Below are 11702 nucleotides of genomic sequence, written 5' to 3'. Positions count from 1 at the left end.
AAAAATCCATACAGCTTTTTAATTTATTTAAGCTTTTTCCATTGCTTTTGAACTTGTTCATACGCCATACGCTGAATTTCTTCATCAGGAGTACTGTTGTCTGCGATCACATTAGTTAGGTATATTTTCCCTTCGAATTGAATCATGACTTCTACTTGTACCATATAATCTATCACCCTTCTTAAAAAATTATAATATTTTTCATGTTTAAGTTGGTATAATGAATAAAAATGAGGAGTTGTTGTCACGAGATGCCCATGTATTTTGAAGAAATAAAGAAAGACACACTGTATATAGCGCTTGAAATTATCAATACCAATCAAGCGTACAATATTATGGAAAATGGCCATTCTACAAGAAGCTTTACAGATATGGAAAGTGAGTTTCTAAACTCATTTTCCCAGAGCAAGTTTATAAAACTAGATGATACTTATATTGGAGTTTTGGATTATTTGGAAGAAAACCCAAATGATCAATTTCCGTGGCTAGGCGTGCTTATGATTCATGCTGACTATCAAGGATTCGGTTTTGGAGAGCAAGCATATGCTCTGTTTGAAAATGAGATGATAAAACGAGGTTTTAACACGGTTCGAATTGGTGTGATAAAAGAAAATCTAAAAGCTAAACAGTTTTGGGAAAAATTAGGATTCATCTATTATAACACAACCATGATAAAAAATGAAATTGAAATTTTATGTTATCAAAAGCAAATTAAGGATGAGCGGCATTAAACCTCTAACACGAGAAACTCTTCGGCAAACTGCTGTACTTGATTTTTATCAATTTTATTTTTTTTCAGAAAGGACTCTGTAAATGCTATATGGGTCTGCAATGATGGTTCCCTTTTTAAATCTCGAATTGAAACATCGCCATTCAATAATTGGATGGCTTTATTCTTGATGTTTTGATCCCTGGAAGAGTTGTAAAGAAGATAGGCGATACAAGTAATTTTATCCACATCAACACCCCTTAATGAACAAGAATCGAAGCAATAGTTATTAATTCGACCTAATTATATATTCACCTGCCATAATTCTGGAAAGTTTTAAAAATAAAGACGAAAAGAGAGCTTCTATCTTTAATTAGCAGGCAATTTGTTGATTATTGCTTATTAGCGGCGATTTATATATAATATGGAAGGGATAAATCATGCGGTAAACAAGCATTGCCTTTCTTCCCAAGGGGATGGGAGGTTTTTTATTTTACGGCAGGCTAATAGGGAGATGCCAGGAAACTTTTCAACCGTATGTTTTAGGAGGGAAATCATGAAACAATCTTTAGTTAAAGAATTGTACAGAAATACTGAAAGTTTTATCGGCCAAAAAGTACAAGTTTCAGGCTGGATCCGCACCATACGTGATTCGAAGACTTTTGGTTTTATTGAATTAAATGATGGAAGCTTTTTTAAAAATGTCCAGATTGTGTTTGACGAGCAAATGGAAAATTTTAAAGAAATTGCGAAGCTGCCAATCAGTTCTTCCATTAAGGTAGAAGGAGATTTTATCCATACACCTCAAGCTAAACAGCCTTTTGAAATTAAAGCAACAGCGATTTCGATTGAAGGCACTTCAAATGTTGACTATCCATTGCAAAAGAAACGTCATACGTTTGAATACTTGCGGACCGTTGCCCATCTTCGTCCAAGAACTAATACGTTTGCAGCTGTTTTTCGTGTAAGATCGTTAGCAGCATATGCAATACATAAGTTTTTCCAAGAACAAGGATTTGTTTATGTACACTCACCAATTATCACAGGTAGTGATACAGAGGGTGCGGGAGAAATGTTTAGAGTAACCACCTTGGATATGGATCATCTCCCTAAAGACGAGGAAGGCAAAACGGATGCCTCCAAAGACTTTTTCGGTAAAGCAAGCAATTTAACTGTAAGCGGCCAACTCTCTGCTGAAGCCTTTGCATTGGCGTTCCGCAATGTGTATACATTTGGTCCAACATTTAGAGCGGAAAATTCCAATACAGCCCGGCACGCTGCTGAATTTTGGATGATTGAACCGGAAGTTGCTTTTGCTGAACTGCCAGATATTATGGATATTGCTGAAGATATGGTGAAATATGTAATTGGATACGTCCTTGAGCAAGCACCGGAAGAAATGGCATTCTTTAATAGCTTTGTGGAAAAAGGATTACTCGAACGTCTTAACAATGCCTTTACTGCGGAGTTTGGCCGTGTAACCTACACGGAAGCCATTGAGTTGTTAAAACAATCTGGTGAAAAGTTCGAGTATCCGGTAGAATGGGGTACAGACCTACAAACTGAACATGAACGGTATTTGTGTGAAAAGATATTTAAGAAACCTGTGTTTGTAACTGACTATCCAAAAGAAATTAAGGCATTTTATATGCGGTTAAATGAGGATGGCAAAACGGTTGCAGCAACAGATTTGCTGGTACCAGGAATTGGTGAACTTGTGGGGGGCAGTCAGCGCGAAGAGCGTGAGGATGTCCTTGCCAACAAAATTAAAGAGCTCGGGATGAATGAAGAGGATTATTGGTGGTACTTAGAATTAAGGAAATATGGCGGTACAAAGCACGCTGGATATGGTCTCGGTTTTGAACGCCTCATTATGTACTTGACAGGAATGGGTAATATCCGTGATGTCATCCCATTTCCACGGACTCCTGGAAATGCGGAGTTCTAATGAAATATTGAACAGACTCAGTTAAGAGTCTGTTTTTTATTGTTCATTTTTGGTGACAATTGGGTACAAAAAAGGCTCCTTAATTAGGGTTAGGAGCCTTTTGATTATGCGCTATATTCTTCTGCTTCTTGCATTTCCTTAGGTTGTGCATTTAAATCACACTGTTGTAAAGGAATCAGTTTTGTCTTCTTGGCAAATTTATATCCTAACCATAAAATCAGGAATAATGGTATCCCAATGTAGGAAACTAATACACCATTCCAATCAACTTGGTTGCCAATAAACGCTGAGTAGTTTTGTCCCAGAACGACAATCCCACAAACAACAAACGCGAAAATTGGACCGAATGGATATAACTTGGATTTAAAAGGGAGCAAATTTAAATCTCTGCCTTGTGCAACATAAGCACGACGGAAACGGAAATGGCAGATTGCGATGCCCAGCCAGGCAATGAAGCCTGACATGCCAGAAGCATTCAACAGCCAAACGTAAACAGCACCATCTCCAAAAAAGGAGGCAAGGAATGCGAGTGTACCCACTAAGGAAGTGGCGATTAAAGCATTCACTGGTACACCGCGCTTATTCAGTTTTCCAAGGAATTTTGGCGCTTTTCCTTGACGTGCCAAATCCCAAAGCATGCGGGTAGATGCATACATACCTGAATTGCCTGCAGAGAGCACTGCTGTTAAAATAACGGCATTCATAACAGATGCTGCAAAAGCAATTCCAGCCCTTTGGAAGACTAATGTAAACGGACTGACCGAAACATCGCTGTTCGATAGGTCTCCATTTGTATATGGAATCAACAGCCCAATCACTAAAATAGCCAAAATATAAAATAACAGAATCCGCCAAAATACGGATTTTACTGCTCTGGGAATTGATTTTTCCGGGTCATCCGTTTCGCCAGCAGCAACCCCTAATAGTTCTGTCCCTTGAAAGGAAAATCCCGCAGCCATAAAAATCCCTAACATTGCCATAAAGCCGCCGTGGAATGGAGCATCACTTATGGTGAAATTTTTGAAGCCGATTGCCTGATGACTGCCCATGATGCCGAAAATCATCAAGACACCCACTATGATAAACAGTATAACAGTCACCACTTTAATAAGTGAAAACCAATATTCCGCTTCTCCAAAGCCCTTTACTGATAAATAGTTTAATAAAAACATAATGATTAGAAAAATACTGCTCCATAATAAGGAAGGCGAATTAGGAAACCAGAATTTCATAATCATTGTTACAGCAGAAAGTTCCGCCGCGATGGTAATCGCCCAGTTATACCAATAGTTCCATCCAAGTGCAAATCCTAAAGCGGGGTCAACAAACTTTGATGCATACGTACTGAAGCTTCCGGCTACCGGCATATAGGCTGCCATTTCTGCCAAGCTTTGCATTAAAAAGTAAACCATAATCCCAATTACGAAATAAGATAATATCGCTCCGCCAGGTCCCGCAGTATGAATGGCGCCGCCGCTGGCGAGGAAAAGTCCGGTGCCAATCGTACCTCCGAGTGAAATCATGGTTAAATGACGGGATTTCAAATTTCTTCTTAACTCATTTTTATTCTGTGATATATTTTTTTTGGTCAAATTCATAATCGGCGTAACTCCTCTTCTTATTATTGGGAAGGAGTTGGGAATAAAAAATGCCAACGAAATAGTTCGATGGCAAGGTTCATACCCGCATCATACCTTCCGAAAGATAGCTCAACACACTTTGCTGGGAGGTCAAAGTGTGACAGTTCTGTTCCTATTTGGAGACAGCCCCAGCATGCATTATCAGAGACCAATGCACACTTCGGCAGTTTTTCCTTTCAAACGGAGTCAAGGATGTCTCAGCATCTCGTCCGTTTTACTATTAAAAACCGCGACCTCTACCTCATCGGTATTTGATGAGGATTTTTTATTAATGATATATTTATATAGTATATATAATAATGCTTAAATGTCAATGATAGAATACTAAGCACTTCTTTTATTATGGTAAAAAAATAATTTCATTTACATACGAAGAGAGAATCTGTATTATTTTTTTATAGTTGTCGAGAGGAGGAAAAGACCTTGCAGCTTTTTGGTTTAATCTTTGGTTCCCTCATAGTCGTAGTTGGCTTCAACTTTTTCCTAATTCCTCACCAGGTATTAAGCAGCGGACTTAGTGGAATATCAATGATATTGGGTATGATTACCCCGATAAATACGGGATTGGCGAATTTTCTCTTAAATTTGCCATTATTAATTATTGGCTATAAACAGCTGGGAAGAAAATTTATTACCAATTCGATTTTTTCCGTTATCATTATTTCTTTGGGTTTATTTATTGTACCGGTTCATAGCATTGCAAATGGTACGATTCTATCCTCGATCTTTGGCGGTGCCTTAACAGGCCTGGGGGTAGGTATTGTTTTTCGCTGTTCAGGGTCTACTGGGGGATTCGACATAATCGGTGTCATTATTTCAAGAAAAAGGGACTTTCCCATTGGTTTTTTACTTTCAACGATGAATGCCATTGTCATTGTGATAAGCGGTTTTTTGTTTGATTGGGACTCTGCCCTTAATACGTTAGTTTCTATATATGTAACCGGGAAAGTGGTAGATGCCATTTACACAGACCATGTGAAACTAACATTAATGATTATTACGGAAAAAGGTCAGGAAATGAGACAGCACTTGTTAAACAATCTGTATAGAGGTTTGACCATTTTGGATGGTGTCGGAGGCTATTCAAATGATAAACGCAATGTTTTATTTACTGTAATATCGCGTTACGAATTGAATGATGTGAAAAATTTAATTACAGAGATAGACCCTCAAGCATTTGTGAATATTACACAGACCATCGAAGTGATGGGGCTGTTTCACCGCGGAAAACCATAAAAGAACCAAAATCCCCCCAATTAGATTGATTGGGGGGATTTTGGTTCTAGAAAGTTGTTCCTATTCTTTATCAGTTATTAATATATTTTTCAAAGATATAGCCAAAGTCTTTTATCCGGTATTGTTTTTTACTTTCCTCCAGCCACTGGAAAGCGGCCTGGTTCAGCATTTTGAATTGAACTACTAGATTAGCATCCTGACTAGATACCCGGCCAAGTGTAGTGGAAGCAATATCGAGGCTTTGTTTTGCATATTGCAAAGAAATCTCATTTTCATGGGCTATTTCTGAAATTTTGATAAGCGCTTTATATAAGTCCTTAACTTCCTCAATATGCTTCTTATGCACATCAATGGAAAATGGTACTGAACCGATTTTAAATTTAATTTCAACATCTAAGTCGACAGTTCCTGCAGTCTCTAAATAAACATCTGTAATTGGATTGGTTGCATAGCTATAGCGGTAAAGCATCCGTTTTTTACTTGTGGCGCTTGTTCCATCCAGATGAATCAAGGCATTATTAGTAAAACAATATTCATCTGATTTTGATTTTATTAAAAAATAAATCTTCTCTTGGTCTTCGTGCATGACATAATCATCAGCATCGACTTTATCATAGTCTGCAGGTTTTATTACTGAGCCAACATCACTTAACCCTAACATATCTGCTGCAACTTTCCCAAACATTCACTCAACCTCATTTCATTCAATAATTTAGCCAGTCATTACTAAGTATAATACTAACTAAAAGATTCAAAGAGTAAGACGTTTAACAACCAAAATACTATATGACTGCTAACAAAGGATTATTCCCTCTACAAGGATATTAACAAAAGATTCAGATTTCTGCTATACTGGAGTCATAACAAACTGAGAATCGGGAGGCAGTCCAATGTAAATAAGGCCCATCCTCATAAAAAAACTAAATACAAGGACGGGGTATGTATGTCTACATTCGGAAAAAAGTCTTCCTTCCGGTTTCTTTGGTTTGGACAAATGTTTGCTAATTTAGGAGATATTTTATATGTAGTATCCTTAATTAAATTAGTCAGCGATATCACGGGTTCAGTTACCTATATGTCACTAGTTCCCTTTTTAAATACTTTTTCTGGATTAATTAGTGGAGTGTTGGCCCCATTAGTGATTAATAAATACAAGTTGAAGTCACTCTTGGTGTTCTCACAATCTGGAAAGACCATCCTTTTTCTGGGATTAACGAGTTTTTCCGGAATGGTAAATGCACATTCACTTTCGTGGGTCTTTTTGCTGTTATGCATGATTTCATTTTTGGATGGTTGGGCAACACCTTCAAGGAATGCGCTGGTCCCAAGTTTAGTAGAGGAAAGCCAGTTGGTAAAGACAAATAGTCTTTTGTCTTCCTCGGACCAAATTGTACAGTTAATAGCTTGGCCAGCAGGCAGTATGTTGTTAGTAATGGTTGGGGCTGAAAACGTTCTTTGGGCGGCCTTAGGTTTGTTTTCCATTTCAACTATATTCATGGCGCTTATCTCCCAACAAGGGCAAAGACCCGATCAAGATGAAATCCCGCGGATGGAGGCATTGAAGCAGGGCTGGAGTATAATTTGGAACTCGAAGCAACTAAGGACCATTAGTTTCATGAATGTACTGGAAACATTGGCAAACGCGGTTTGGATTGCGGCGATTTTGTTTGTCTATGTTACTAAGGCATTAAACAAAGGAGAGAATTGGTGGGGTTTCATAAATGGAGCCTTTTTTACCGGAATGTTAGTGGGCGGAATTCTAATTTATCGGTTTTCTCCGATTTTAGAAAAAAATCTGGGTAAAACCATCCTTTTGTCCACCTTAAGTCTCATTGTTATTACTTTCCTGTTTGGAAACACATCTATTCCATGGTTCGCTCTATTTCTCTCATTCTTGTTTGGTATTCCACAAATGGCCAGGGATGTAGCAGAAATAACGATTATTCAAAGAAGTGCACGGGAACAATTGCTGGCAAAGGTTTACTCTGCACGAGGAACAATTATTTACGCTTGTTTTGGGCTCTCTTCGCTATTAATGGGATGGATTACGGAAGAGTTTGGCGTCCGGACTACCTTCAGGCTAGCAGCTATCCTGTTTGTCTGTTCTTTTTTGATTGCGGTAAAAAACCGAAAATATCTTTATAAAAGTCAAATACGAGCTTTGGATTAATTTACGGAAAATGAGACATTTCTTTACTAAGGGGGCGGAATCATTTTAAAGTGGTCCAGCCCCATTTAGTCTTTTACTGCGAAGGAGACAATTGAAATGAAACCACTTTTTTTGGGCATCTGCGCGGCCTTCTTTTTTGCTTTCACCTTTGTTTTAAATAGAGCAATGGAACAGGAGGGAGGAGGCTGGATTTGGAGCGCATCATTACGGTATTTTTTTATGATTCCTTTTTTGTTCATAATTGTCATAACTCGAAAAAATCTTAAACCGTTATGGCGAGAAATGAAAAATAAGCCGGTGGCGTGGCTACTTTGGAGCTTCGTAGGTTTTGGCTTATTTTATGCCCCCCTTTGTTTCTCTGCTGCGTATGCACCAGGTTGGCTGATCGCTAGCACATGGCAAGTTACGATTATTTCAGGTTCCTTGTTGGCACCATTGTTTTATGAGACCAAACCAACAGCTAGTGGACCGATAAAAATAAAAGGAACGATACCTGGCAAAGGATTAGCTATGTCACTGATTATTTTAGTGGGTATCTTGCTTATGCAGGTAGAGCAAGCAGGACATCTTTCAAATACAGAAATCTTTTTAGGCGTTTTTCCTGTCATTATTGCATCGTTTGCTTATCCTTTAGGAAACCGAAAGATGATGGATGTTTGTGGTGGACGATTGGATGTTTTTCAACGTGTTCTAGGAATGACACTGGCCAGTTTGCCTGTTTGGATTATTTTATCCATTTATGGTTTCTTTACTGAAGGAGTACCAACTGTCAGCCAGACCATTCAATCGGGTATCGTTGCCCTATCATCGGGGGTCATTGCGACCGTGTTATTTTTCCAAGCAACTGATCTGGTTAGAGGAGACATGCAAAAGTTAGCGGCCGTTGAAGCCACCCAATCAATGGAAGTTCTATTTGCCTTGATTGGAGAATTAACGGTATTACAGGCTGCTGTTCCATCTGTATTGTCATGGTGCGGTATTGTTTTAGTTATGGGAGGAATGGTTCTCCATAGCTATGTTTCTCACAAAAAGGAAATGCCACGCGGAAGAAATGTGAGTGCGTAAAGTTTGCCATTACAAATAGTAAATTTTATAGGCTGGTCGGTATATTATTTCATCCAGCCTATACTAAGTCATCCATTTAGGTAGGGGATTAGTCTATCAATCGTTACTTTTAGTACTTCAGCATTTTCTTTAAACATCGATTTGAAACTCTCCTGCTCTGTTGACAGCGAAAAAATTTCCATGTCTGCATGGGCTTTTTTTAGTGTTGCCAGCAATAGTGGACGTTCCTGCTGTTTTGGAACCTGTATTTGGTCATCGTAAAGGTCAACTGCTAATTCACCATAGGAATTGACTTCACCAAGAAATACATTTTCTAGTGTAACATTTAACCTATCCAATTCCATATAAAGCCACCCGCGGCCCTTCCCGGTACAGCGTAATGCCTCATTAATAATATTTCCGTCCATTATAACAGTCTGAGGTATTACTTCATGAGAAAGTTTCATTTGTAAATCCCGAGGGGTTAAGGGCTGATATTCTCTTTTAAGCATCGCACTCAAATTCCCTCTTGGTTCCAAAACAGCATATTCTACATCTGAAATTCGAAAAATATTTTTTTGTCTAAGCAGCGAGGAAACTTCATCGATTGTATACTTTTCTTTTTTTAGATTTTCTTCTAAGATTTTTCCATCCTTTATGATGACCGTCCCTTTTCCTTCAATAAAATCCCGGAATTTTTTGCTTCGTATTGATAAAAAGTCTGCCATAAAGGTTAGAGACCCGAATATAATAATTGCCAAGGCGCCGTGATAAGCATTGCTTTCTAAACCCGTCACCACTTCACCAGCGATACTGCCAATAGTAATCCCGGCAACATATTCAAAAAAAGATAGTTCTGAAATTTGTTTCTTACCTAGAATTTTTGTAGTTAAAAATAACAGGAGTAAAAAAATGAACGACCGAGTAATTATAAACAACCAACCTGGCATTTGTCCCACCTCGGGTTTTGCTAACTTTTTTAGTTATTAGGTCTTTTAAGCTCTTGATCCAAGAGATAGTTTTGTAAATCTTTTTTTATCTTTTCTACGGTCATCATTGATTCGTGAAAGATGGTTTGTGCTTCTTGGTCTAAAGAATTTAGTGCAAATAACGATAACTGGGATTCGATCCCTTTTAATGTTACTAGGCATTGTTTAATTGTTGTATTTGGAGATCCCGGCACAAGGTAACTTCCTCTCGGCAAGTGATTTCAATTGTTCTATACTTTTTATTATTTCAATAAATGGTTTATCGATACATGGTCCATAGTCCAATGTCTTTAAAACCAAGGCGTTTATAAATTCTGCCGGCATCAGGATTATCATAGAAGAGACAGAGTATTTTACCTTCATCTAATACATCTTTAAACAACTTTATCATAATCGCAGTAGCCAAGCCTTGGCGTCGGTACTCCTGTTTTGTACAAACACCGACAATCATTGCCGAAATCGAATTTTCCGCAGCAGTGGATACACAGGCTGTGACGGAACCATTGTCTTCTGTAAAGTAGGTTTTAGCAGTATGGCTTTCCATAGATGATACCATCATTTCCCTGGCATTTTTTTGAACGGTGAACTCTTCAATGCTTTTCCTAAGTTCAAGTATCCGGTCAATATCGTTTATACCTGCCTGATGAATAGGCGTTACTCCTTTACCATTAAAATTGCTGATTAATTGATCTGTGGAACGACATTCGGCAAAGTACGTAACCTGTTTCTTTCCAAGTTTAGACTCTAGTAATCTATCAAACTGCTCAACAATGTTTGACTTGCCCGATAGGACAATTTGCTGATCATGATTCATCATGATACAAGCAAATCCAGCTACATCAAATTCACCTTTAGCATAAGGAATAAACGAATTAAAATATCTTAATAAGACTGCATTTAACTGGTTATGGGCATTGAACTCACCCCAAATCTCCTGAAATTCTGATTCATATCCAAATGCCTCTATATCTCCTATAATAAATAGGTTCATTGATGGCTCACTACTTAAAAAGTCCATCACTTGTGTATTGTCTGATTTCGTTAGTTTTCTAATCATGGATACCACCCCTTTATTGTTATAATAGATTAATCAAACTCGCTAGAACTTTCAAGTTATTTCTATAAAAATAACTTGAAAGTTCACAATGTTGTAACAACCGTTCGACCATTTTAAATTATCCGGTGTTATAATTTAGGTGTAAAGAAGATAAGCCTTAACATCTTAGGAGGCTCAACCATATGTGTTCGTTCCGTTTGCGAACGAAAATGTAAGGGTATTCCTAGCCGAGCATTTGGAGTCAAGCAATGAAGTCATAAGAAAAAAGCAGTAACCTTAATCTTTTTCCTTCATAGTTGGTTCCTAGTTTATCAAATAGCAATCAATAAAAAAGGGTGCCTAAGGCAAGTGATGGTCTTACCAAAAGGCAGTAAAAAGAGCGGATTACTAGCGAAGATATCAGTAGATATCGGTGCAGCTTTTATCTAACGATAACGTTGTAAGACATATTTCCAAATCTTTGGAATAAAGAGTCTGATTGGTCTCAAACCGATAAAGGTTTCTTTGAGGAATTTGAATTCCGTATCAAAATGTGAATTAATTCCTTCAACGGAACAAACACGCATCGGCTGATGGTTCATAGTTTCCTTTTGGAGTGTTATTTACTAAAGGGAAATGAAAAACGAACACTAATTGGCTGGTGTCATGGTTGGGTCTCCTAAGGTGTGAATGCAAAAAAGGAACTGTTTAAAGAACAGTTCCTTTCAGATTGTAGACAAAAGGCCTTCCGAATGTCCCCATTGGGGTGCCTTTTTCTAATTATGACCCTTTTTACCATAGATTTTTATTCCAACCGACCCCTTTGGGGTCAATTTTTATTCCATTTTTGGATTAGCCCAAATCCATGTCGCCATCTTTTTTAAATTCATGGCAGCAAAAGTAAGCATCTCCTGCATGGACAATTTTTTA

Annotated in this window: 12 protein-coding genes and 1 riboswitch; of the genes, 5 read left to right on the top strand and 7 right to left on the bottom strand. The window is 38.0% G+C overall.

Going from position 1 to position 11702, the window contains the following annotated elements; translation table 11 throughout:
• Positions 1-23: 23 nt before the first annotated feature.
• Entirely contained in the window at positions 24-164 is a 141-nt protein-coding gene (locus tag BN2425_RS04760; RefSeq protein WP_042455686.1) for a BA3454 family stress response protein, read from the bottom strand.
• Between the two features lie 87 nt (positions 165-251).
• On the opposite strand from BN2425_RS04760, the gene BN2425_RS04755 reads away from it, so the two are divergent.
• Positions 252-731 (top strand): GNAT family N-acetyltransferase, encoded by a 480-nt coding sequence (locus tag BN2425_RS04755; RefSeq protein ID WP_042455683.1) that lies wholly within the window; start codon positions 252-254, stop codon positions 729-731.
• Here BN2425_RS04755 and BN2425_RS04750 read toward each other — a convergent pair.
• Positions 728-958, bottom strand: coding sequence for a hypothetical protein (locus BN2425_RS04750; protein WP_042455679.1), 231 nt, complete (start codon positions 956-958; stop codon positions 728-730). The genes BN2425_RS04755 and BN2425_RS04750 overlap by 4 nt on opposite strands.
• Before the next feature lie 307 nt (positions 959-1265).
• Between BN2425_RS04750 and asnS the strand changes: the two genes are divergently transcribed.
• Positions 1266-2657 carry an asparagine--tRNA ligase gene (asnS, locus tag BN2425_RS04745; protein WP_042455677.1) on the top strand — a complete coding sequence of 464 codons (1392 nt, stop codon included), beginning with the start codon at positions 1266-1268 and terminating at the stop codon, positions 2655-2657.
• A gap of 104 nt (positions 2658-2761) precedes the next feature.
• Here asnS and BN2425_RS04740 read toward each other — a convergent pair whose 3' ends face one another.
• Entirely contained in the window at positions 2762-4255 is a 1494-nt protein-coding gene (locus BN2425_RS04740) for an amino acid permease (RefSeq protein ID WP_042455674.1), read from the bottom strand.
• A 99-nt stretch (positions 4256-4354) separates the two neighbouring features.
• Positions 4355-4544: riboswitch (Lysine riboswitch) on the bottom strand.
• A 176-nt stretch (positions 4545-4720) separates the two neighbouring features.
• Between BN2425_RS04740 and BN2425_RS04735 the strand changes: the two genes are divergently transcribed.
• Positions 4721-5533, top strand: a complete 813-nt coding sequence (locus BN2425_RS04735; RefSeq protein WP_042455671.1) for a YitT family protein — start codon at positions 4721-4723, stop codon at positions 5531-5533.
• A gap of 70 nt (positions 5534-5603) precedes the next feature.
• Here the strand turns inward: BN2425_RS04735 and BN2425_RS04730 are convergent, their stop codons facing one another.
• On the bottom strand, positions 5604-6218 hold the full coding sequence (locus BN2425_RS04730) for a PH domain-containing protein (protein ID WP_042455668.1): 615 nt from the start codon (positions 6216-6218) through the stop codon (positions 5604-5606).
• Between the two features lie 258 nt (positions 6219-6476).
• Between BN2425_RS04730 and BN2425_RS04725 the strand changes: the two genes are divergently transcribed.
• Together BN2425_RS04725 and BN2425_RS04720 are read left to right on the top strand one after the other, a co-directional pair.
• Positions 6477-7703, top strand: coding sequence for an MFS transporter (locus BN2425_RS04725; protein WP_042455665.1), 1227 nt, complete (start codon positions 6477-6479; stop codon positions 7701-7703).
• Positions 7704-7799: 96 nt separating this feature from the next.
• On the top strand, positions 7800-8768 hold the full coding sequence (locus BN2425_RS04720) for a DMT family transporter (protein WP_042455662.1): 969 nt from the start codon (positions 7800-7802) through the stop codon (positions 8766-8768).
• A gap of 68 nt (positions 8769-8836) precedes the next feature.
• Here the strand turns inward: BN2425_RS04720 and BN2425_RS04715 are convergent, their stop codons facing one another.
• The 3 genes from BN2425_RS04715 to BN2425_RS04705 all read right to left on the bottom strand — a co-directional run bounded on the left by BN2425_RS04715 (position 8837) and on the right by BN2425_RS04705 (position 10793).
• Positions 8837-9697, bottom strand: coding sequence for a DUF421 domain-containing protein (locus tag BN2425_RS04715; RefSeq protein ID WP_042455659.1), 861 nt, complete (start codon positions 9695-9697; stop codon positions 8837-8839).
• Positions 9698-9726: 29 nt separating this feature from the next.
• Positions 9727-9930, bottom strand: coding sequence for a DUF1657 domain-containing protein (locus tag BN2425_RS04710; protein ID WP_042455657.1), 204 nt, complete (start codon positions 9928-9930; stop codon positions 9727-9729).
• Between the two features lie 65 nt (positions 9931-9995).
• Positions 9996-10793, bottom strand: coding sequence for a GNAT family N-acetyltransferase (locus tag BN2425_RS04705; RefSeq protein ID WP_042455652.1), 798 nt, complete (start codon positions 10791-10793; stop codon positions 9996-9998).
• Positions 10794-11702 lie beyond the last annotated feature (909 nt).

It is taken from the genome of Neobacillus dielmonensis (assembly GCF_000612665.1).
GTDB lineage: Bacteria > Bacillota > Bacilli > Bacillales > Cytobacillaceae > Neobacillus > Neobacillus dielmonensis.
This window is presented reverse-complemented; position numbering and strand designations above follow the sequence as displayed.